The sequence below is a fragment of the Pseudomonas sp. St29 genome (genome assembly GCF_001547915.1).
In the GTDB taxonomy this organism is placed as follows: Bacteria; Pseudomonadota; Gammaproteobacteria; order Pseudomonadales; family Pseudomonadaceae; genus Aquipseudomonas.
In genome coordinates, this window is record NZ_AP014628.1 from 6,560,054 (window position 1) to 6,580,467 (window position 20,414).

Here is a 20,414-nt window from a genome sequence, read left to right on the forward strand (position 1 = left end):
ATCCTTTGCGTTAGAGAACGGGCACGGGTTGCTCCCGTAACGCCGTTAGCAAAGCCGCGGCACTGGCGCCGCGACAATCCACAACTTTTTCCGCCCCGGCGGCACGCGCCATGTCGGCGACCCGGGGGCTTGGAACAAACAACGGCATCCGCGCCAACTGCGGCCAGTCCGCTCCGGCCAGCTGCAGCAAATGGCTGAAACCCTGTCCACTGCTGACCACCAGCCCGTTCAAGCGTTCCCCCGCAATCTTGCGCAACAGCGCATCCTCGGCGTAACGCGGGAGGCACCGGCGGTAGAGCTCCAGATAATCGACACTAGCACCTAGGTCGCGCAAGCGCTCAGAGAGCAGCTCACGACCACCCTCGCCCCGCACGATCAGCACCCGGGGATCGGGTCGGCAGATAGCCTCGCGCAATTGGGGAAGGGCAAGCAAGGCTTCACTGTCATCCCCCGCCTGTGGGTAGAACACCTGCAAACCGGCGTCCGCAAGGATCTGCCCGGTACCGGCGCCCACGGTAAACCAGCTCTGGGACGGGGGCTCTGGCCAATAGGCGCGCAGCAGTTTCAGGCCAAGATGGGCCGCCGGCTTGCTGACCACGATCAGCGCACAGTAACGATCCAGTTCAAGCAGGGTTGCGCGTTGCGCGTCAGTGACGGGCAAGGCCTGAATCTCCAGCAACGGCAGGCTGCTGCTGAACACCTGGGCGTCGGCCAGGATCGCTGCCAGTGCAGCACAATCCTCGCTCGGCCGGGTCAGCAGCAGGCGCCAGCCGGTCACTCTTGCTCCGCCTCGCCGTACACCGCGCGCAGGATGTCATCGGCGCCCTGGGCCAGCAGGTCGTCCGCCACTTGCACCCCCAGCTCGCTGGCAGATGCTCTAGGGCCACGGGCTTCGGCGCTGAGCAGCAGGCCGCCGCTAGGCTCGCCCACCAGGCCGCGCAGCCAGATCTGTTCGCCTTCGAGCACCGCGTAACAGGCGATCGGCACCTGACAGCCACCGTTGAGGTGCTTGTTCAGCGCGCGCTCGGCCGTGACCCGGCTGGCGGTATCGGCATGATGCAGAGGGGCCAGCAGAGCGTGGATTTCAGTGTCGGCACTGCGACATTCGATGCCGACCGCGCCCTGGCCACCGGCAGGCAGGCTATCGTCGACACTGATGGAGGAGCTGATGCGCTCTTCGAATCCCAGACGGATCAGACCGGCTGCAGCCAGGATGATGGCGTCGTATTCGCCGGCGTCCAGCTTGGCCAGCCGGGTATTGACGTTGCCCCGCAGAAAACGGATCTGCAGGTCGGGGCGACGGGTCAGCAACTGGGCCTGGCGGCGCAGGCTGGAGGTGCCCACGACGCTGCCTAGCGGCAACTGCTCAAGGCTTTCGTAGGTATTGGAGACAAAGGCGTCGCGCGGATCTTCGCGTTCACAGATGCAGAACAGGCCCAGACCTTCGGGGAAGTCCATGGGCACGTCCTTCATCGAGTGCACGGCGATGTCGGCCTGGTTCTCCAGCAGTGCGGTTTCCAGCTCCTTGACGAACAGCCCCTTGCCGCCAATTTTCGACAGGGGCGAGTCCAGCAGTTTGTCACCGCGGCTGACCATGGGCACCAGGGTCACGACAAGGCCCGGATGGGCCTCTTGCAGACGGGCTTTGACGTATTCGGCCTGCCACAAGGCCAGAGCACTTTTGCGGGTAGCGATGCGGATTTCGCGAGAGGACATGGATCAATCCGTACTGAATAGATACGGCAGATAATAACAGCTCAGCCAAAGCAGCTTTGACTTGTATCAGAAACGCAGCGTCCTCCCGACGCCGGGCCTGCTTTGATAAGCGAGCAAACGAGCGCGCTAGAGCTGTTGCATCATCTTGCGCACGCCCGCTACGTGGCGCCGGCTAACGATCAGGGCATCGCCATTGAGCCCCTTGAGGTACAGCTGGAAATGCCCCAGCGGCGTTCGTTGCAGGCGCTCGATCCGCTCGCGGGCCACCAATGCATTGCGGTGAATACGCACAAAGCGATCACCGAATTCGTCTTCCAGGGCCTTCAAGGGTTCGTCCAGAAGCACTTCGCCACTTTCGTGACGCAAGGTCACGTACTTGTGGTCGGCAATGAAATACACCACCTGAGCCAGGGGAATCAGTTCGATGCCCTTACGGGTTCGCGCGCTGATGTGGCTACGCGGACCGTTGCCGCTCTCCGCTGCCGGCCGAGTCAGGGCCGCCAGTTGCACACGGTTGGGCTTTTCGGCCGCTTTCAAGGCTTCGAGCAACAGCTCGGGGCGCACGGGTTTGACCAGATGGCAGACGCCACTGGCATTGAAGGCCTCAAGGGCGAATTCATCCGGAGCCGCACAAAACACCAGCGCCGGAGGCGTCTCGCGTTCGCACAATTTACCGGCAACCTGCAGCCCATCCAGACCCGGCATGCGGACATCGAGCAAAACGATATCCGGCTTCAGGCTGTCGATCAGGCTCAATGCCTCTTCGCCATTGGTGGCGCTGGGCTCCAGGACACTGTACCCCTCAAGCTCACTGACCATCCGGCTCAGGCGCTCGCGGGCTTGGGGTTCGTCATCAACGATCAGGACATTCATATTGCGCTGGATTCCTGCGTGAGTCTCGCACAAGGATAGCGTAGACAGGTGGAGTGACGTCCGTCACCGCGATCCACGCTAAGACTAGTGCGAAGGCCAAAAAGTGCCGCAAGTCGGGCACCAATATTTACCCGTACCTGCCCGATACCGCCCAAGGTCGGTGGCTGCGCGACGGTGCCGCAGGGAATGCTGGTATTCAACACAAAGCCCCCTCGTGACTGTGGTCGGCGTCCACCTTGTCCGCACCCGCCTCGTTTCATGGGCGGATTGCCAGGACCTGCGCGGTGTGAACTCGATGGACAGGCCCACTGCGAACACGCGAGGGGGTGTTACGCAATTGTGCCGGTCCTCCTGTCCAACTGTAGACGGTTGCCAAGACGATATTGCTCAATCGACAAATATCGTTTGATCGATATCACCTTCCGCACTCAAGGCTTCCTGCCCCTGACGCGCCACGGATTGTCCCGGTGCCAGTCTCTGCGCCCTCATGACCGGCGACAAGCCATGCGGCGGCGCCCCGAAGAAAAAAGCTGCCGACCAGTGCCAGCGACAGCCGAGGCAACCCTGTTATCATCGGCGCCTGTTTTTCACGCCATCTTCCTTCAGCAGATCACGAGCGAATTCATGAGCACTGACAAGACCAATCAGTCCTGGGGCGGCCGCTTCAGTGAACCCGTCGACGCCTTCGTCGCCCGCTTCACCGCCTCTGTCACTTTCGACCAGCGCCTGTATCGCCACGACATCATGGGCTCCATCGCCCACGCCACCATGCTGGCCAAGGTCGGCGTGCTCACCGACGCCGAGCGCGACAGCATCATCGACGGCCTGAAGACCATCCAGGGCGAGATCGAGGCCGGCAGCTTCGACTGGCGCGTGGACCTTGAAGACGTGCACATGAACATCGAGGCGCGCCTCACCGATCGCATCGGCATCACCGGCAAGAAGCTGCACACCGGTCGCAGCCGCAACGATCAGGTGGCCACCGACATCCGCCTGTGGCTGCGGGACGAGATCGACCTGATCCTGGCCGAGATCACCCGCCTGCAAAAAGGCCTGCTGGAGCTGGCCGAGCGCGAAGCCGAAAGCATCATGCCTGGCTTCACCCACCTGCAGACCGCCCAGCCCGTGACCTTCGGCCACCACATGCTGGCCTGGTTCGAAATGCTCAGCCGTGACTACGAGCGCCTGGTGGACTGCCGCAAGCGCACCAACCGCATGCCCCTGGGCAGCGCCGCACTGGCCGGCACCACCTATCCGATCGATCGCGAGCTGACCTGCCAGCTACTGGGCTTTGAAGCCGTGGGCGGCAACTCCCTGGACAGCGTTTCGGACCGCGATTTCGCCATCGAATTCTGCGCCGCCGCCAGCGTGGCGATGATGCACCTGTCGCGCTTCTCCGAAGAACTGGTGCTGTGGACCAGCGCGCAATTCCAGTTCATCGATCTGCCGGACCGCTTCTGCACCGGCAGCTCGATCATGCCGCAAAAGAAAAACCCCGACGTACCGGAACTGGTGCGGGGCAAGAGTGGCCGGGTGTTTGGCGCACTGATGGGCCTGCTGACCCTGATGAAGGGCCAGCCCCTGGCCTACAACAAGGACAATCAGGAAGACAAGGAACCGCTGTTCGACGCCGCCGACACCCTGCGCGACTCGCTGCGGGCCTTCGCCGACATGATCCCGGCCATCAAGCCCAAGCACGCCATCATGCGTGAAGCGGCCCTGCGTGGCTTCTCCACCGCTACCGACCTGGCGGACTACCTGGTGCGCCGTGGCCTGCCATTCCGCGACTGCCACGAAATCGTCGGCCACGCGGTGAAGTACGGCGTGGAAACCGGCAAGGACCTGGCAGAAATGAGCCTGGATGAACTACGCCAGTTCAGCGACCAGATCGAGCAGGACGTGTTCGCCGTGCTGACTCTGGAAGGTTCGGTTAATGCCCGTAACCACATCGGCGGCACCGCACCGGCCCAGGTCCGGGCGGCCGTGGTTCGCGGACAGACCTTGCTGGCCAGCCGCTAGGCCGTCGCCGGTGAGCCTGCTGCATCAGCAGGCTCACCAGTCACCCGCGCCGCCTTGAGCGACGCTACTTCCTGGCCGCCACCATGGCCAGGAACTGCGGCATCGCCGCCTCTCTATCCGCTGCTACTCGCTGGGCATTGGGCAACTGTTCCAGGCGCTCCAGCAAGGCTTTCGCCGCCGGCATCCCCTCCAGAAAGTCCACCCCAAACAGCTTGTGTCCGACCGCCCGGGCCAGGGTCACGCTGTAGAGGAAATACAGATCCGCCACACTCAGGCTGTCGCCGGCCACATAAGGCGCAAATTTGCCGTGCCGCGCCAGGGAGGCAAACCCTAGCAGCAACTCAGCCTTGGACTTTTCCTGGATCGCCGGGGCCACCGACATACCGAAGAACGCCTCGGGGTAACAGGCCCGCGCCGGCAGCTCGATATACAGTTCGATCTCCCTGGCCAGCGCCAGCACCTGGGCACGCTGGTATGGATCGCTGGGCAACAGCGCCCGACCTGGTTGGGTGTGCTCCAGGTATTCGAGAATCACACTGGTTTCGTTCAGGTACCCCTGCTCGACCTCAAGCACCGGAACCTTGCCCCGTGGACTGATGGCCAATGCCTCAGGTGTCTGGCCACCGGAAAAAGGCACCTCTTCGAAAGGCAGGCCTTTCTCCAGCAACGCCAGCTTGACCATGTTGTAGTAGTTGCTGACAGAGAAACCGTAAAGCTTGAGCATCACATAGCCTCCAGGCCGTGCAGGGGGTTGGCAGCATTTTTTATAGAAGCCCAATGCACTTCTGGCCAGCAGCATCACCACCCTGAATACGAGTAAACTGGCGACCTTTCCTTGAGGAGCCTGCCATGAGCGAGCCAACCGATATCGACAACGACGAAGAAGAGTTCGCCGAAAATACCCTGATCGAAGCGATCGAAAACCAGATCGAAAGTGACAACCCGCCAGCAGCCAAAGCCACGTTCAACAAACTGACCCTGGTGGGTTACGAACGGGAAGAAATCCTCAATCTCATGGCTCACGTCCTGGCCATCGAGATCGACGCGATTCTCGAGGAAGACCGCGCCTTCGATACCCAATGGTACGAAGCCGCCTTGCGCGCCCTGCCGCAACTGCCGCCCGAGAAGTCCTGAGCCCGCAGCACCGGAGCGCTGCCCGCCGCAACGCTCCGGCGCCGCGCTCCCGCCCCGACTACACTGCAGGCACCCTGCGGCCAAACACCGCCACCCCCAGGTACAAAAGTCCTCAGTGAACGCTGGACACGCCGCCGTTCTGCGGTCACCTTAGGAACGCTGACCTCTCATTCCTAGAAAGTCTGGAGTCCTTATGTCGTATACCCCTGAGTTGGTTGCCGAACTGGAAATCCTTGCACTCTTCAATCTGGACAACTCCCAGGAAGGCCTGAAAATCCATCAGACCGCTGCCCCTTCCGCCATTGCCGCTGCCCAACGCCTGTTCGACAAAGAACTGATTACCCAAGCCGATGGAGGCTACCTGACCAGTCTTGGCCGCGACGCCGCCGAGCACGCCCAAGGCCTGCTGACCATCCTGAGCGTCAAAGAAACCGCCTGAACATCGTTCCTCGGCCTGCGGGGTTCCCGTCTGTCGGATTCCGTAGGCACCCTCCCGCCAATACGCTAGAAATCTGGCGTCAAAAAAATAAATTGAGCTTAAGACTCGGCCCTGTCTGACGCTAAACTGCTGCCGTTCCGAACCCCGTCACCTTCGAGCTCCGCTTGAAATGCCCCATACCCATGAAATCCGTCCCGTTCTGGATGAAGGAATCGATCGCAAGGTTCTCAGTCGACTGCGCACGCGCTTCCTTACCGTCAATCAAGGACGCCTGGCTCGGGCAATGGAGGGGTTGTCGGCACGCCAGCAACTGGTCCTCAACCTGCTGCCGCTGTTCTTTCACGTCAATCACCCGCTGCTGCCCGGCTATGTCTCCGGCGCTACCCCGGCGGGGCTGTCCAACTATGAACCCGATCCGCAGGCCCTGGCCGAAGCCCAGCGCCTGACCCGATCCTTTTCCTACAAGCCGCGCCATGGCAACCCGCCGCGGCCCATTTACGGGCTGTTTCTCATGGGCAGCCTGGGCACCCTGGCCCAGGCCGACCAGAGCGATATGGATGTCTGGGTCTGCCACGCCGCAGACTTGAGTGAAACCGAGCTGGCCGAACTGCAGAAGAAATGCCAGCTGCTGGAAGCCTGGGCTGCCAGCCAGGGCGCCGAAGCTCATTTCTTCCTGATCGACCCCAGCCGCTTTGTCCGCGGCGAACGCGACACCCAGCTCAGCTCGGATGATTGCGGCACCACCCAGCATTACCTGCTGCTGGACGAGTTCTACCGCACCGCCATCTGGCTGGCCGGACGCACGCCGCTGTGGTGGCTGGTGCCGGTGTACGAGGAGTCCCGCTACGAGCGCTACATCCACACCCTGCTCTCCAAGCGCTTCGTACCCGCCGAAGAGAATCTGGACCTGGGCCACATGGCACGCATTCCGCCCGGCGAGTTCATCGGGGCCGGACTCTGGCAGTTGTTCAAGGGCATCGAGTCTCCCTACAAATCGGTACTCAAGCTGCTGCTGATCGAGGTCTATGCCAGCGAGCATCCCAGGGTTCAGTGCCTGAGCCTGCGCTTCAAGCAGGCGGTGTTCGCCAACCGCCTGGACCTGGACGAGCTCGACCCCTACATCGTGGTCTACCGGCGCATCGAGGAGTACCTCAAGGCCCGGGGAGAACCGGAACGCCTGGAGCTGGTCAGACGCAGCCTGTACCTCAAGGTCAATCGCAAGCTCACCCATGGCAATGGCGCCCGCAGCCCGAACTGGCAGCGGGCCCTGCTGGAGCGCCTGGCCAGCGAGTGGGGCTGGGATCAGCGCCAGCTTGCCCTGCTGGACAGCCGCAGCCAATGGAAGGTGCGCCAGGTCAGCAGCGAACGCCGGGCCCTGGTCAACGAGCTCAACTACAGCTATCGCTTCCTGACCCAGTTCGCCCGCACCGAACAGGCCGCCAGCCTGATCAACAAGCGTGATTTGAACGTGCTGGGCCGACGCCTGTACGCCGCCTTCGAACGCAAGGCCGGGAAGATCGAGTTCATCAATCCCGGCATCGCCCCGGACCTCGCGGAAGACACCCTGACCCTGGTGCAGTCGCCGAACAAGAAAGAACCGGGACAAACCTACTGGGGCCTGTACAACGGCAACCTGACCGCACTGGAATGGGAACATTTCGCCCCGATCAAGCGCAGCCGGGAACTGCTGGAGCTGCTCACCTGGTGTCATCGCAACGGAGTGATCGACAGCAGTACGCGCCTGGCCTTGCACCCTGGCAGCAGCGATCTGAGCGAGTTCGAACTGTTCAACCTGCTGGGCAGCCTGCAGCAGACGGTGGCCCTGCCACTGGCCACGGCGGACGAAGACCAGCTACTGCACGCCAGCGTCCCCAGCGAAGTACTGATTCTGGTGAACGTCGGAGTCGACCCCCTCAAGCATCACCGCGACCTGAACATCCTCATGACCACCGAACGCACCGACTCCCTGAGCTATGCCGGGGTCCGGGAGAATCTGGTGCTGACCCTGGATCAGGTCACCCTCAATAGCTGGAACGAGGTCATGGTCGACCGCTACGACGCCGAGCATGCACTGCTCGATTGCCTGCGCGATTACCTGAACAGCCTGCCTGCCGGACCCCAGCCGCGCCTCAGGGTCCGCTGCTTCTGCCACAACCGCGCGCAATTCATCGCCCGGCGGGTAGAGGAGCTGTTCGAAACCGCGCAGCACCTGTTGCTCAGCCAGCTCAACTACCGCTACCTGATCCAGGTGCAGCAGCACTATCACGTCCTGGAACTGGTGGCTGGCCAGGTACGGCACCAGGCCATGGCCAATCCTGCCGCACTGCTGGAATACCTGGGCCAGGAACAGGCCTGCTACAGCCCCCTGCACCTGGACCCGATGGCCCTGGAAGATCACGACCTGGCGCTGATCCTGCCCATGGGCCAGCCGGGCTGCATCCAGGTGTTCTACCGAATCGTCGACGAGCAGGCCGAGCTGTATCTGCTCGACGAGCACAATGCCCTGTGGCAGCAGACCCTGCCCTATCACGACGAGCACAGCCTGCTGGTGCCACTGCAGCGTTTCCTGCAGTCGATTCTCTACCGTCGCGATGCGCTGTTGCCGATGAGCAGCAACCCAGGCGAGAAACCTTTGGACACACTCTACTTTCAGGTATTGCCCTCGGGCAGCGGCCGGGCACGCCGGGTTGAGCCGCGCCCGGCACCGCCGACGCCGGTCGACAAGGCCTTTTATGACGTGCAGGCGATCATCGGCAAGGCCGCACCGGGTCAGGTGCAAGTCTCGCTGTACTGCAATCAACGGGAGTTTTCCGAGCTGGAATATGGCGATCAGCTGTTTGGCGCAGTGGCTCAGGACATCGTCGCCCAGCGCCGCGAACCGCAGCGCTATCGCTGCTACATCACCGACCTGGACCTGTCCGGCCTGCTCGGTGATGGACAGAGTCCGAGCATTCTCTACCTGCGTTACAAGGCCAGCCTGGAGCGCGCGCTGAATGACGCGCTCGAGCAGGTCTAGCCGCTATCAGAGGTGGTAGTCGCCGGCGGCTTCCGGCTGGTATTCCACTTCCAGCAGCGTCAGCTTCAGGGTCTTGCCGCCCGGGGCCGGCCAGTCGATGTATTGACCGACCTGCAGGCCCAGCAAGGCACTGCCCACTGGCGCGAGGATCGAAATCTTGCCCTCGTCGGCATTGGCGTCCTGTGGATAAACCAGAGTCAGGTGATAGTCCTTGCCGCTGCTTTCTTCACGGCAGTGCACACGCGAATTCATGGTGACGACACCGGCCGGAACTTCATCGTGACCCACCAGCGTTTCGGCACGATCCAACTCGGTTTGCAGTGCGATGACGCCTGGCAGCGAGTCGTCCAGGCTGTCGATCAGACGCTCCAGACGTTGCACGTCAAGGCGGGTAAGGATGATGGATGGTGCAGTACTCATGATCCTGGCTGACTCCTATTTTTTCTGCACAAAAAAGCAAAACCCCGCCAAATAAGACGGGGTTCTCACCGGCCTCGATGTAGCGAGGCGAAGCCGGACACTATCACAGCACACTGAATAAACAAACCGTACGAGTACGAACCTAAAGTCCCTCCGCGGCCACGCTCTGCTTGCGCAGCAACGCCTGGGCGCAGATCACTCGCCGACGCTGATCATCGGCCGAGCGCCACTCGCGAATGTCCTCGACATGACGAAAGCAACCGCGACAGACCTTCTGCTCATCGAGACGGCACAGGCTGATACACGGCGAACTCACCGCCGGACTGACGTTGCTGTAGAGGGGCTTGGGCGGGCGCACGGCAGCGGGCTCGGTCACGATCTCAGAGCCCTTCGAACTCAAGCTTGATGTCCGCCTGTTCGAAGACGATACGCTCCAGCATCTCGCCCAACTGCTCCTCGCTCTTGTCGCACATCCAGCGCTCGCTTTCCTCGTCGTAATCGAAGTGGAAACCACCGGATCGGGCCGCCAGCCACAGTTGGCGCAGAGGTTCCTGGCGGCTGAAGATCACCTGGCTGCCGTTGTCGAACTTGACGGTGAGCACACCGGCCGAGCTTTCCAGGTCGATGTCCAGGTCGCTCTCATCGAAAATATCCTCCAGCGTCTGCTGGGTAGCGTCCACCAGGTCGTGAAAACGGGCTTCGGTCAAACTCATTGCGGGAACCTCGAATAGTGTCTACTCACGCTCAAGCGCCGCAAGATACGGGCGCTCCCCGGCGAATGCAAAGGATACCGAACAGGCGGACAAATGCGACGTCCATTGCGCCGCCAGCCATCCAAAGCCCCTGAACAAGGCCTGGCAAAGGCCCGCTGGACGGGAGTTACGCTGCATAGGCAAGCTGCCGGGTGGCCGGTATACTCGGGCGCAATTTACGCATTCTCAAGGATTTCGCCATGAAGCGCCTGATCTCTTCCCTTGCTGCGCTCGTCGCGGTTGCCTGCCTTGTTACTGCCTGTGGCCAGAAAGGCCCGCTGTATCTGCCTGATGACAGCAAATCCCCTGAAGAGCAGGCCAAGTCGCAATCGAAGTCGCACAAGCACGACACCTACTAAGGGCTCACCATGGACGCTTTCAACTACCGCGACGGTGAGCTGTTCGCGGAAGGCGTAGCCCTGTCCGCCATTGCCGAGCGTTTCGGCACGCCGACCTACGTCTATTCCCGAGCGCATATCGAGGCCCAGTACCTGGCCTATGCCGAGGCACTTGCCGGCATGCCGCATCTGGTCTGCTTCGCGGTAAAGGCCAACTCCAACCTGGGCGTGTTGAATGTCCTGGCCCGCCTGGGCGCCGGTTTCGACATCGTCTCCCGGGGCGAACTGGAGCGGGTCCTGGCCGCCGGTGGCCAGGCCGACAAGATCGTCTTTTCCGGTGTCGGCAAGACCCGTGACGACATGCGTCGCGCCCTGGAAGTCGGCGTCCACTGCTTCAACGTCGAATCCGCCGAAGAACTGGAGCGCCTGCAACAGGTCGCCGCCGAGCTGGGAGTTCGCGCGCCGGTCTCGCTGCGGGTCAACCCCGACGTCGACGCCGGCACCCACCCCTACATCTCCACCGGGCTCAAGGAAAACAAGTTCGGCATCGACATTGCCACGGCCGAGGATGTGTACATCCGCGCCGCGCAACTGCCGAACCTGGATATCGTCGGGGTCGACTGCCATATCGGCTCGCAACTGACCACCCTGGAACCCTTCATCGACGCCCTCGACCGCCTGCTGGACCTGGTGGATCGCCTTGGCGAGTGCGGCATCTACCTGCGCCACATCGATCTGGGTGGTGGCCTGGGCGTGCGTTATCGCGACGAAGAGCCGCCGCTGGCCGCCGACTACGTCAAGGCGGTGCGCCAGCGCCTGGATGGCCGCGACCTGGCCCTGGTGTTCGAACCGGGCCGTTTCATCGTCGCCAACGCCGGCGTGCTGCTGACCCGGGTCGAGTACCTCAAGCACACCGAACACAAGGATTTCGCCATCGTCGACGCGGCCATGAACGACCTGATCCGCCCGGCGCTGTACCAGGCCTGGATGGACGTCAGCGCCGTGCAACCACGCGACGCCGAACCCCGTACCTACGACATCGTCGGCCCGATCTGTGAAACCGGCGACTTCCTCGCCAAGGAACGCTCCCTGGCCCTGGCCGAGGGCGACCTGCTGGCGGTGCATTCCGCTGGCGCCTATGGTTTCGTCATGAGCTCGAACTACAACACCCGCGGCCGTGCCGCTGAAGTGCTGGTCGATGGCGACCAGGCTGTTGAAGTGCGTCGCCGCGAGACGGTAGCCGAGTTATTCGCTGGCGAAAGCCTGCTGCCGGAGTAAGACCATGCTGCTGCGTTTTACCAAGATGCACGGCCTGGGCAATGACTTCATGGTTCTCGACCTGGTCAGCCAGCACGCGCATATTTTGCCCAAGCACGCCAAGCAATGGGGTGATCGCAACACCGGGATCGGCTTCGATCAGTTGCTGATCGTCGAGGCCCCGAGCAACCCGGACGTGGATTTCCGCTATCGGATCTTCAACTCCGATGGTTCCGAAGTGGAACAGTGCGGCAACGGTGCCCGTTGCTTCGCCCGCTTCGTGCTGGACAAGCGCCTGACCACCAAGCGCCAGATCCGCGTCGAGACCAAGAGCGGCGTGATCGAACTGGACGTGCGCAACGACGGTCAGATCAGCGTCAACATGGGGGCGCCACGCCTGGTGCCGGCGGATATCCCGTTCCAGGCACCGGCCCAGGCCAACAGCTACACGCTGGACGTCGATGGCGTCCAGGTCGAGCTGGCCGCCGTGTCCATGGGCAACCCCCACGCCGTGCTGCGGGTGGATGACATCAACAGCGCGCCGGTGCACGAGCTGGGGCCGAAGATCGAGCATCACCCGCGCTTCCCGGCGCGGGTCAATGTCGGTTTTCTCCAGGTGCTGGACCGTCAGCGCGCGCAATTGCGGGTCTGGGAACGCGGTGCCGGGGAAACCCAGGCCTGCGGCACCGGTGCCTGCGCAGCTGCAGTGGCCGCGATCAGCCAGGGGTGGATGGATTCGCCACTATTGATCGACCTGCCAGGCGGGCGCCTGTCCATCGAATGGGCAGGTCCAGGCCAACCGGTGATGATGACCGGCCCGGCAGTACGCGTATACGAAGGACAGGTGCGTCTTTAAGTGAGCGAAACCCATGACTGATCAGCCCCAGGCTCCCGCCGCAAAGCCCGACCCAGTGCCTTCTGCCGACCTGGACGCAGCCGCCGTCGCTGCGTACCTGGAGGCCCATCCGGACTTCTTCGTCGACCACGACGAGCTGCTCCCGGCCTTGCGCATTCCCCACCAGCGCGGCGATACCGTGTCGCTGGTGGAGCGACAGATGAAGATCCTGCGCGAGCGCAACATCGAGATGCGCCACCGCCTGTCGCAACTGATGGACGTGGCCCGGGACAACGACCGCCTGTTCGACAAGACCCGCCGCCTGATTCTGGCGCTGATGGACGCCAGCAGCCTGGAAGAAGTGGTCATGAGTGTCGAGGACAGCCTGCGCCAGGACTTCCAGGTACCCTTCGTCAGCCTGATCCTGTTCAGCGACAACGCCATGCCGGTGGGTCGCTGGGTCTCGGCCGCCGAAGCCCAGGGCGCCATCGGCGGCCTGCTCTCGGAAGGCAAGAGTGTCAGCGGCAGCCTGCGCGAACATGAACTGGACTTCCTCTTCGGCGAAGAACAGCGCAAGCAGATCGGCTCCACCGCGGTGGTCGCTCTGGCGCATCAGGGCCTGCATGGAGTCCTGGCCATCGCCAGCCGTGACCCGCAGCACTACAAGAGCTCGGTCGGCACCCTGTTCCTCAACTACATAGCCGAAGTCACCGGCCGGGTCCTGCCGCGCTTCACCCACTCGCTGCGCTCGGTACGCTGACCATGCAGCAGCAACTGGATGCCTACTGCGCACACCTGCGCAGTGAGCGCCAGGTGTCGCCCCACACCCTGCAGGCCTATCGACGCGATCTCGACAAGGTGCTGGGGTTTTGCGAGAAACAGCAGGTCCGCAGCTGGACCGACCTGGATGTCCAGGGCCTGCGCAGCATGATTGCCCGCCTGCACCAGCAGGGTCAGTCGTCCCGCAGCCTGGCACGCCTGCTGTCCGCGGTGCGCGGCCTCTATCACTACCTGAACCGCGAAGGGCTGTGCGATCACGATCCGGCCAACGGCCTGGCGCCGCCCAAGGGCGAACGCCGCCTGCCCAAGACCCTGGACACCGATCGCGCCCTGCAGCTGCTCGATGGCGCAGTGGAGGATGACTTCCTGGCCCATCGCGACCAGGCGATCCTGGAGCTGTTCTACTCCTGCGGGCTGCGTCTTTCCGAACTGACCAGCCTGAACCTCGAGCAACTGGATCTGGCGGACGGGCTGGTGCAGGTCCTGGGCAAGGGCAGCAAGACCCGCGTGCTGCCCGTGGGCAAAAAAGCCCGGGAGGCCCTGGCACTGTGGCTGCCGCTGCGCGCCCTGAGCAACCCGCCGGACGGCGCCCTGTTCGTCAGTCAAAAGGGCCGGCGCCTGGGGCCGCGCGCCATCCAACTGCGGGTCAAGGCCGCCGGTGAGCGCGAGCTGGGGCAGAACCTGCATCCACACATGCTGCGTCATTCCTTTGCCAGCCACCTGCTGGAGTCTTCCCAGGACCTGCGTGCCGTGCAGGAGTTGCTCGGACACTCGGATATCAAGACCACACAGATCTACACCCACCTGGACTTCCAGCACCTGGCAGCGGTCTACGACAGCGCCCACCCTCGGGCCAAACGCAACAAAGGCGGTGAGTAATGACCATCAAACTGATCACCTTCGACCTTGATGACACCCTCTGGGACACCGCCCCGGTGATCGTCAGCGCCGAGGCCACCCTGCGTCAGTGGCTGACCGAGCATGCACCGAATCTCGGCGGCGTGCCGGTGGAGCATCTGTGGAGCATTCGCGAACGCGTGCTGCTCGAACAACCGCACCTCAAGTACCGAATCAGCGCCCTGCGCCGCCAGGTACTGTTCCATGCCCTGGAGGAGGCTGGATACGAGCACAGTCAAGCCAGCCAACTGGCCGATCAGAGCTTCGAAGTATTCCTGCACGCGCGGCATCAACTGGAGATCTTTCCCGAGGTGCTGCCGACCCTGGAAGCCCTGGCCAATCACTTCGCCCTGGGGGTGGTCACCAACGGCAATGCCGACGTGCGCCGCCTGGGCCTGGCGGACTACTTCAAGTTCGCCCTGTGCGCCGAAGACATCGGGGTCGCCAAGCCGGATGCCCGACTGTTCCATGAAGCCCTGCAGCGCGGTGGCGCAACGGCCGATACCGCCGTGCATATCGGCGATCACCCGGGCGACGACATTGCCGGCGCCCAGCAGGCGGGCCTGCGCGCGATCTGGTTCAATCCCAGCGGCAAGACCTGGGAAGCCGAGCGCGCACCAGATGCCGAGATCCGCAGCCTGATTGAACTGCCACGACTGCTGGCCAGCTGGAAATAGGCGGCTGGCCGCCGCAGCCTCAAGCCTCGAACTTATAGCTTGCAGCTCGTAACTTGCCGCTGCCTGTCTTTCTTCCATGAAAAAGCCCGCAGCGACGGCGGGCTTTTTCAGCAAGCAAGTAGCAAGGCTCAGATAGGCCGGCTGCCGTACTTGTTATCAGGCTTCTTGGGCGGATCGGCGACCACATTGGCCTCGACTTCCTGCACTTTGCCGCCACGGGCCAGGAACTCTTCCATGGCACGCGCCAGTGCATCACGCTCCTTGTTCTTGGCTTCGACACTCGGCAGCTCGTCTACCGAAACGGCAGCCTTGGCCTTGCCTTTGGCGGTCGGAGCAGGAACATCACTGCCATCGTCTTCCACCACATCGTCGGCGGCCGCTTCAAGACCTTCTTCGGTATCGTCTTCGTCACCTACTTCGAGGTCGTCGTTTTCCAGATCATCGTCGCTCATGTTCTACCTCATGACTTGCGAAAAGCAGATTAGTTATAGCCCAGCTGCGCCGACTGTCGAAGGCCGCCGGAAAAAAATCAACGTCCACTGATACTCAGCGGCTTATGCCCTATCACCCTGCAGGGTGGCAAGGACTTTGCGAGCACCGCCATGATCGCGATGCTCGCCCAGATAAACACCTTGCCAGGTGCCTAGCGCCAAGCGTCCCGCCGCTACCGGCAAAGTCAGCTGACAGCCTAGCAAACTGGCCTTGAAGTGCGCCGGAAGGTCGTCTTCGCCTTCGTCGTTATGTTCGTACCCGGCCATGCCTTGAGGCACCAGGGTGTTGAAGAAACGTTCGAAGTCACGCCGGACCGCCGGATCGGCGTTCTCGTTGATGGTCAACGAGGCCGAGGTATGTTGCAGCCATAAATGCAGCAGACCAACCCGACACGCCCTCAACTCGGGCAGGCCGGCGAGCAACTCGTCCGTCACCAGGTGAAAGCCCCGGGGCCTGGCCCGCAAGGTAATCAGGGTCTGCTGCCACATACCGATCTCCACGCTTCGGCGCGCATTCTAGCGCGCTCAGTGAAAAAACAAAGCGCCGAATAATCCTGCTTTAGTGTAAGCATTTGTCCTGCTGGAAATCGCCACGGCAAACACGCCAATGCTTGTCAGAAAATCCTTTCAGCCATTTTTCAATGACAAACGTCAGGCAAAAAAATGCCCGGCCGGAGCCGGGCTTTTTTCCCCACGCGATTACAGGTTGTAACCACGCTCGTTGTGTTGCGCCAGGTCGAGGCCGACCGCTTCTTCTTCCTCGGTGACACGCAGCCCCATGACCGCATCCAGGACCTTGAGGATGATGAAGGTGACGATCGCGGTGTAGATCACGGTGAAGCCGACGCCCTTGGCCTGGATCCAGACCTGTGCCGCGATATCGGTGACGGTGCCGAAGCCGCCCAGGGACGGTGCAGCGAACACGCCGGTGAGGATCGCACCGAGAATACCGCCGATGCCGTGAACGCCGAAGGCATCCAGGGAGTCGTCATAACCCAGCTTGCGCTTGAGGCTGGTGGCGCAGAAGAAGCACACCACACCTGCCGCCAGGCCAATGATCAGGGCACCCATCGGGCCCACGGTGCCGGCGGCCGGGGTGATGGCGACCAGGCCGGCTACCACGCCCGAAGCGATGCCCAGCGCGCTTGGCTTGCCGTGGGTCATCCACTCGGCAAACATCCAGCCCAGGGCGGCGGCAGCCGTTGCGATCTGCGTGACCAACATGGCCATGCCGGCGGTGCCGTTGGCAGCCGCCGCGGAACCGGCGTTGAAACCGAACCAGCCGACCCACAGCATGGCCGCGCCCATCAAGGTGTAGCCCAGGTTATGCGGCGCCATGGGCGTGGTCGGGAAGCCTTTGCGCTTGCCCAGCACCAGGCAGGCCACCAGCCCGGCGATACCGGCGTTGATGTGGACCACGGTGCCGCCGGCGAAGTCCAGCACGCCCCAGTCGCCCAGCAGAGAACCCGGACCGCTCCAGACCATGTGGGCAATTGGCGCGTACACCAGGGTGAACCAGACGCCCATGAAGATCAGCATCGCGGAGAACTTCATCCGCTCGGCGAAGGCACCGACGATCAGTGCCGGAGTGATGATGGCGAAGGTCATCTGGAAGGTGACGAACACCGCCTCGGGGAACAACGCCGCCGGGCCGGTCAGGCTGGCCGGGGTGACACCCGCCAGGAAGGCCTTGGACAAGCCGCCCACGAAGGAATTGAGATTGACGACGCCAGCTTCCATCCCGGTGGTATCGAACGCCATGCTGTAGCCATAGATGAACCACAGGACAGTGACCAGACCGGTGATGGCGAAGCACTGCATCATCACGGAAAGAATGTTTTTCGAACGCACCATACCGCCGTAGAACAGCGCCAGCCCGGGGATGGTCATGAACAGCACCAGGGCCGTGGAGGTCAGCATCCACGCGGTGTCGCCGGAGTTAAGCACTGGAGGGGGCACCGGATCTGCCGCCAAGGCCAGGCCAGGCATTACGAGGGACAACAGGGCTCCTAGCCCTGCGAATTTACGCAGAGTCATATTGTTTTCTCCTGGGGCGTTGGGTTTGGCGGCTTAGATGGCGTCGGTATCGGTTTCGCCGGTACGGATGCGAATAGCCTGTTCCAGATTGACCACGAAGATCTTGCCGTCACCGATCTTGCCGGTGTTGGCGGCCTTGGTTATCGCCTCGATAACCCGGTCAAGATCCTTGTCGTCAATGGCGACATCGATCTTCACCTTGGGCAGAAAATCCACCACGTACTCCGCACCGCGATACAGCTCGGTGTGACCTTTCTGCCGGCCGAAGCCTTTGACCTCAGTAACGGTAATGCCCTGCACGCCGATTTCGGACAGCGACTCGCGCACGTCGTCCAACTTGAACGGCTTGATGATGGCAGTGACTAGCTTCATGAAACTCTCTCCCGAATTGGTGGACTTGCCCCAGGAAAACAAACCCGACTCAAGTCTAAGCGCAGTGCCTGGCTTTGTAACGCATCGTCGGCCTTACTCAGCCAGACCGACGCCAGCTAACCGCTCCTGACGAAACACCCCCCGCGCAGGCTGCCGCACTGCATTCGTCACAGCGACTGCATCAGTGCATGGGTCACCAGGGTCTAAGCAGAAAGCTTGCCAGCTCGGGAAAATTCAGTGATTTCAGTCCTTTGCCTGGCGCTGGCGGCGAATACCGGAAAACCGGGCCCGGCATACGCACAAAAACAGTGCGTCGGCGCCCGGCCGGATGCGCGAAAAACGTGCAACCCAGGCTCGCCTGGAGCGCTGTTGCTGCGTGATACACTGCGGGCCGACTGCAATTCAGGACTCTCCCATGCTCGCGCCCAAAGACCTTCTCGATGCCCTGAGCGGCCACGCCTCGCGTTTGCTCAGCGGTGATACGCCCCTGCCCCGCAACGAAATCGAAAGCCAATTCAAGGCCCTGCTGCAAAGCGGCTTCAGCAAGCTCGACCTGGTCAGCCGGGAAGAATTCGACAGCCAGATGGTGGTCCTGGCCCGCACCCGCGCACGCCTGGAAAGCCTCGAAGCCAAAGTGGCGGAGCTGGAAGCGCGGCTGAATCCGGCACAAGACTGAGCTGAACCGCCGGTTCGCCGGCAAGTCGGCTCCTGCAGCCCCGTGCCGTAGGCGCCGACTGGCCAACCAAGGCCGCAACGCCGGCGACATATCCTGTGCCCATTCTGGCAGCTCTGCCGCCACCCCCCTCAACTATCCTTGCAGCAGCCCCGCAGGAAGCGGTTCCGCTGTCTCAAGGAAGAACTCCCCATGTCCCTGGCGATCATTCACAGCCGTGCCCAGGTCGGCGTGCAGGCACCGGCGGTCAGCGTTGAAGTGCACCTGGCCAATGGCTTGCCAAGCCTGACCCTGGTGGGCCTGCCGGAAGCTGCAGTCAAGGAAAGCAAGGACCGGGTGCGCAGCGCCATTCTCAACGCCGGGTTCGATTTCCCCGCGCGCCGCATCACCCTCAACCTGGCTCCGGCGGACCTGCCCAAGGATGGCGGGCGCTTCGACCTGGCCATCGCCCTGGGCATCCTCGCCGCCAGCGTGCAAGTACCGGCGCAGGCCCTGGACAACATCGAATGCCTGGGGGAACTGGCGCTGTCCGGAGCAGTAAGGGCGGTGCGCGGCGTACTCCCTGCCGCACTGGCGGCGCGCGACGCCGGACGCACCCTGCTGGTGCCCCGCGCCAATGCCGAAGAAGCCTGCCTGGCCAGTGGCCTGGAGGTGATCGCGGTCGAGCATCTGCTGCAAGCCGTGGCCCATCTCAACGGCCAGGCACCGATAGCGCCTTACATCAGCGACGGCCTGACACAGAGCCACTCCCCCTACCCCGATCTTCGCGAAGTACAGGGCCAGCTCGCCGCCAAGCGCGCCTTGCTGATCGCCGCGGCCGGTGCCCACAACCTGCTGTTCAGCGGCCCGCCAGGCACCGGCAAGACCCTGCTGGCCAGCCGTCTGCCCGGCCTGTTGCCCCCCTTGCAGGAGGACGAGGCCCTGGAAGTGGCGGCGATTCAATCGGTGACCAGCCACACGCCCCTGCGCCACTGGCCCCAGCGGCCGTTTCGTCAGCCTCATCATTCGGCTTCGGGGGCGGCGCTGGTCGGAGGCGGCTCCAAACCCCAACCCGGGGAAATCACCCTGGCCCATCACGGCGTGCTGTTTCTCGATGAGCTACCGGAGTTCGATCGCAAGGTATTGGAGGTCCTGCGCGAGCCCATGGAGTCCGGGCAGATCATCATCTCCCGGGCCCGCGACCGGGTGCAGTTCCCGGCACGCTTCCAACTGGTCGCGGCGATGAACCCCTGCCCCTGCGGATACCTTGGCGAACCCAGCGGACGCTGCCGCTGCACGCCGGAACAGATCCAGCGCTATCGCAACAAGTTGTCCGGCCCGCTGCTCGATCGCATCGACCTGCACCTGACCGTGGCCCGCGAGGTCACCGCCCTCAACCCCAGGCCACAACCGGGCAACGACAGCGCCGAAGCCGCCGCCAGAGTCGCCCGGGCACGCCAGCTGCAAGGCCAGCGCCAGGGCTGTGCCAACGCCTTTCTCGACCTGCCCGGCCTGCGGCGCCATTGCCAGTTATCCACAGCCGACGAGCACTGGCTGGAAGCGGCCTGCGAACGCTTGAACCTGTCGTTGCGCGCCGCTCACCGCCTGCTCAAGGTGGCCAGGACCCTGGCCGACCTGGAGCAGGCGGCAAGCATCAGTCGCGACCATCTGGCAGAGGCGCTGCACTATCGTCCCGGCGCCGATTGAAG

The 20,414-nt window shown here is 62.9% G+C and carries 23 protein-coding genes; 12 read left to right on the forward strand and 11 right to left on the reverse strand.

Going from position 1 to position 20,414, the window contains the following annotated elements; translation table 11 throughout:
* Window positions 1-10: 10 nt before the first annotated feature.
* The 3 genes from PST29_RS29355 to PST29_RS29365 form a co-directional block, all read right to left on the reverse strand.
* A complete protein-coding gene (locus PST29_RS29355; protein WP_060844946.1) occupies window positions 11-778 on the reverse strand; it encodes a uroporphyrinogen-III synthase in 768 nt (255 codons plus the stop codon).
* Complete coding sequence (hemC, locus tag PST29_RS29360; protein ID WP_060844947.1) at window positions 775-1,716, reverse strand: hydroxymethylbilane synthase; 942 nt, start codon at window positions 1,714-1,716, stop codon at window positions 775-777. Before hemC ends, PST29_RS29355 begins: the two co-directional genes overlap by 4 nt.
* Window positions 1,717-1,842: 126 nt before the next feature.
* Complete coding sequence (locus PST29_RS29365; RefSeq protein ID WP_060841678.1) at window positions 1,843-2,589, reverse strand: LytR/AlgR family response regulator transcription factor; 747 nt, start codon at window positions 2,587-2,589, stop codon at window positions 1,843-1,845.
* A gap of 624 nt (window positions 2,590-3,213) precedes the next feature.
* Here PST29_RS29365 and argH point away from each other — a divergent pair.
* Window positions 3,214-4,608, forward strand: coding sequence for an argininosuccinate lyase (argH, locus tag PST29_RS29370; protein WP_060844948.1), 1,395 nt, complete (start codon window positions 3,214-3,216; stop codon window positions 4,606-4,608).
* A 64-nt stretch (window positions 4,609-4,672) separates the two neighbouring features.
* Here the strand turns inward: argH and PST29_RS29375 are convergent, their stop codons facing one another.
* Window positions 4,673-5,332, reverse strand: a complete 660-nt coding sequence (locus PST29_RS29375) for a glutathione S-transferase family protein (protein WP_060844949.1) — start codon at window positions 5,330-5,332, stop codon at window positions 4,673-4,675.
* 125 nt (window positions 5,333-5,457) lie between these two features.
* Between PST29_RS29375 and PST29_RS29380 the strand changes: the two genes are divergently transcribed.
* From PST29_RS29380 to PST29_RS29390, 3 genes are all read left to right on the forward strand, one after another.
* Window positions 5,458-5,742: a hypothetical protein gene (locus PST29_RS29380; protein ID WP_060841681.1), complete on the forward strand. Its 285-nt coding sequence runs from the start codon at window positions 5,458-5,460 to the stop codon at window positions 5,740-5,742.
* A 193-nt stretch (window positions 5,743-5,935) separates the two neighbouring features.
* On the forward strand, window positions 5,936-6,181 hold the full coding sequence (locus PST29_RS29385; RefSeq protein ID WP_016966944.1) for a TIGR02647 family protein: 246 nt from the start codon (window positions 5,936-5,938) through the stop codon (window positions 6,179-6,181).
* Between the two features lie 169 nt (window positions 6,182-6,350).
* A complete protein-coding gene (locus PST29_RS29390) occupies window positions 6,351-9,197 on the forward strand; it encodes a class I adenylate cyclase (RefSeq protein ID WP_060844950.1) in 2,847 nt (948 codons plus the stop codon).
* 6 nt (window positions 9,198-9,203) lie between these two features.
* On the opposite strand, the gene rnk is transcribed toward PST29_RS29390, so the two are convergent.
* The 3 genes from rnk to cyaY form a co-directional block, all read right to left on the reverse strand.
* Window positions 9,204-9,617 (reverse strand): nucleoside diphosphate kinase regulator, encoded by a 414-nt coding sequence (gene rnk / locus PST29_RS29395; RefSeq protein ID WP_011064182.1) that lies wholly within the window; start codon window positions 9,615-9,617, stop codon window positions 9,204-9,206.
* Window positions 9,618-9,759: 142 nt separating this feature from the next.
* Window positions 9,760-9,993, reverse strand: a complete 234-nt coding sequence (locus tag PST29_RS29400) for a DUF1289 domain-containing protein (protein WP_016966946.1) — start codon at window positions 9,991-9,993, stop codon at window positions 9,760-9,762.
* 4 nt (window positions 9,994-9,997) lie between these two features.
* A complete protein-coding gene (cyaY, locus tag PST29_RS29405) occupies window positions 9,998-10,330 on the reverse strand; it encodes an iron donor protein CyaY (protein WP_060841683.1) in 333 nt (110 codons plus the stop codon).
* A gap of 239 nt (window positions 10,331-10,569) precedes the next feature.
* Between cyaY and lptM the strand changes: the two genes are divergently transcribed.
* From lptM to PST29_RS29430, 6 genes are read left to right on the forward strand one after another with little or no spacing between them, the layout of a single operon-like run.
* Window positions 10,570-10,728: an LPS translocon maturation chaperone LptM gene (gene lptM, locus PST29_RS31420; protein ID WP_082729310.1), complete on the forward strand. Its 159-nt coding sequence runs from the start codon at window positions 10,570-10,572 to the stop codon at window positions 10,726-10,728.
* 9 nt (window positions 10,729-10,737) lie between these two features.
* On the forward strand, window positions 10,738-11,985 hold the full coding sequence (gene lysA / locus PST29_RS29410) for a diaminopimelate decarboxylase (RefSeq protein ID WP_060841684.1): 1,248 nt from the start codon (window positions 10,738-10,740) through the stop codon (window positions 11,983-11,985).
* Between the two features lie 4 nt (window positions 11,986-11,989).
* Window positions 11,990-12,820, forward strand: a complete 831-nt coding sequence (gene dapF / locus PST29_RS29415) for a diaminopimelate epimerase (RefSeq protein WP_047306595.1) — start codon at window positions 11,990-11,992, stop codon at window positions 12,818-12,820.
* A gap of 13 nt (window positions 12,821-12,833) precedes the next feature.
* Window positions 12,834-13,559, forward strand: coding sequence for a DUF484 family protein (locus tag PST29_RS29420; RefSeq protein ID WP_060844951.1), 726 nt, complete (start codon window positions 12,834-12,836; stop codon window positions 13,557-13,559).
* A gap of 2 nt (window positions 13,560-13,561) precedes the next feature.
* Window positions 13,562-14,458: a tyrosine recombinase XerC gene (xerC, locus tag PST29_RS29425; protein ID WP_060841686.1), complete on the forward strand. Its 897-nt coding sequence runs from the start codon at window positions 13,562-13,564 to the stop codon at window positions 14,456-14,458.
* Window positions 14,458-15,153 (forward strand): HAD family hydrolase, encoded by a 696-nt coding sequence (locus PST29_RS29430; RefSeq protein ID WP_060841687.1) that lies wholly within the window; start codon window positions 14,458-14,460, stop codon window positions 15,151-15,153. Before xerC ends, PST29_RS29430 begins: the two co-directional genes overlap by 1 nt.
* A gap of 128 nt (window positions 15,154-15,281) precedes the next feature.
* Here the strand turns inward: PST29_RS29430 and sutA are convergent, their stop codons facing one another.
* From sutA to glnK, 4 genes are all read right to left on the reverse strand, one after another.
* Window positions 15,282-15,605: a transcriptional regulator SutA gene (sutA, locus tag PST29_RS29435; RefSeq protein WP_016965454.1), complete on the reverse strand. Its 324-nt coding sequence runs from the start codon at window positions 15,603-15,605 to the stop codon at window positions 15,282-15,284.
* Window positions 15,606-15,707: 102 nt separating this feature from the next.
* Window positions 15,708-16,133: a secondary thiamine-phosphate synthase enzyme YjbQ gene (locus tag PST29_RS29440; protein ID WP_060841688.1), complete on the reverse strand. Its 426-nt coding sequence runs from the start codon at window positions 16,131-16,133 to the stop codon at window positions 15,708-15,710.
* 210 nt (window positions 16,134-16,343) lie between these two features.
* Window positions 16,344-17,681, reverse strand: coding sequence for an ammonium transporter (locus PST29_RS29445; RefSeq protein WP_060841689.1), 1,338 nt, complete (start codon window positions 17,679-17,681; stop codon window positions 16,344-16,346).
* 33 nt (window positions 17,682-17,714) lie between these two features.
* A complete protein-coding gene (glnK, locus tag PST29_RS29450; protein WP_002555808.1) occupies window positions 17,715-18,053 on the reverse strand; it encodes a P-II family nitrogen regulator in 339 nt (112 codons plus the stop codon).
* 415 nt (window positions 18,054-18,468) lie between these two features.
* Between glnK and PST29_RS29455 the strand changes: the two genes are divergently transcribed.
* Entirely contained in the window at window positions 18,469-18,729 is a 261-nt protein-coding gene (locus PST29_RS29455) for an accessory factor UbiK family protein (protein WP_016965457.1), read from the forward strand.
* Between the two features lie 189 nt (window positions 18,730-18,918).
* A complete protein-coding gene (locus tag PST29_RS29460) occupies window positions 18,919-20,412 on the forward strand; it encodes a YifB family Mg chelatase-like AAA ATPase (protein WP_060844952.1) in 1,494 nt (497 codons plus the stop codon).
* The last annotated feature ends 2 nt before the right edge of the window (window positions 20,413-20,414 follow it).

What these genes read in the sequence shown, in the direction of transcription:
- hemC (WP_060844947.1), bottom strand. Translation starts at nt 1,716, where the DNA reads ATGTCCTCTCGCGAAATCCGCATCGCTACCCGCAAAAGTGCTCTGGCC.
- PST29_RS29365 (WP_060841678.1), bottom strand. Translation starts at nt 2,589, where the DNA reads ATGAATGTCCTGATCGTTGATGACGAACCCCAAGCCCGCGAGCGCCTG.
- argH (WP_060844948.1), top strand. Translation starts at nt 3,214, where the DNA reads ATGAGCACTGACAAGACCAATCAGTCCTGGGGCGGCCGCTTCAGTGAA.
- PST29_RS29375 (WP_060844949.1), bottom strand. Translation starts at nt 5,332, where the DNA reads ATGCTCAAGCTTTACGGTTTCTCTGTCAGCAACTACTACAACATGGTC.
- PST29_RS29380 (WP_060841681.1), top strand. Translation starts at nt 5,458, where the DNA reads ATGAGCGAGCCAACCGATATCGACAACGACGAAGAAGAGTTCGCCGAA.
- PST29_RS29385 (WP_016966944.1), top strand. Translation starts at nt 5,936, where the DNA reads ATGTCGTATACCCCTGAGTTGGTTGCCGAACTGGAAATCCTTGCACTC.
- PST29_RS29390 (WP_060844950.1), top strand. Translation starts at nt 6,351, where the DNA reads ATGCCCCATACCCATGAAATCCGTCCCGTTCTGGATGAAGGAATCGAT.
- rnk (WP_011064182.1), bottom strand. Translation starts at nt 9,617, where the DNA reads ATGAGTACTGCACCATCCATCATCCTTACCCGCCTTGACGTGCAACGT.
- cyaY (WP_060841683.1), bottom strand. Translation starts at nt 10,330, where the DNA reads ATGAGTTTGACCGAAGCCCGTTTTCACGACCTGGTGGACGCTACCCAG.
- lptM (WP_082729310.1), top strand. Translation starts at nt 10,570, where the DNA reads ATGAAGCGCCTGATCTCTTCCCTTGCTGCGCTCGTCGCGGTTGCCTGC.
- lysA (WP_060841684.1), top strand. Translation starts at nt 10,738, where the DNA reads ATGGACGCTTTCAACTACCGCGACGGTGAGCTGTTCGCGGAAGGCGTA.
- dapF (WP_047306595.1), top strand. Translation starts at nt 11,990, where the DNA reads ATGCTGCTGCGTTTTACCAAGATGCACGGCCTGGGCAATGACTTCATG.
- PST29_RS29420 (WP_060844951.1), top strand. Translation starts at nt 12,834, where the DNA reads ATGACTGATCAGCCCCAGGCTCCCGCCGCAAAGCCCGACCCAGTGCCT.
- xerC (WP_060841686.1), top strand. Translation starts at nt 13,562, where the DNA reads ATGCAGCAGCAACTGGATGCCTACTGCGCACACCTGCGCAGTGAGCGC.
- PST29_RS29430 (WP_060841687.1), top strand. Translation starts at nt 14,458, where the DNA reads ATGACCATCAAACTGATCACCTTCGACCTTGATGACACCCTCTGGGAC.
- sutA (WP_016965454.1), bottom strand. Translation starts at nt 15,605, where the DNA reads ATGAGCGACGATGATCTGGAAAACGACGACCTCGAAGTAGGTGACGAA.
- PST29_RS29440 (WP_060841688.1), bottom strand. Translation starts at nt 16,133, where the DNA reads ATGTGGCAGCAGACCCTGATTACCTTGCGGGCCAGGCCCCGGGGCTTT.
- PST29_RS29445 (WP_060841689.1), bottom strand. Translation starts at nt 17,681, where the DNA reads ATGACTCTGCGTAAATTCGCAGGGCTAGGAGCCCTGTTGTCCCTCGTA.
- glnK (WP_002555808.1), bottom strand. Translation starts at nt 18,053, where the DNA reads ATGAAGCTAGTCACTGCCATCATCAAGCCGTTCAAGTTGGACGACGTG.
- PST29_RS29455 (WP_016965457.1), top strand. Translation starts at nt 18,469, where the DNA reads ATGCTCGCGCCCAAAGACCTTCTCGATGCCCTGAGCGGCCACGCCTCG.
- PST29_RS29460 (WP_060844952.1), top strand. Translation starts at nt 18,919, where the DNA reads ATGTCCCTGGCGATCATTCACAGCCGTGCCCAGGTCGGCGTGCAGGCA.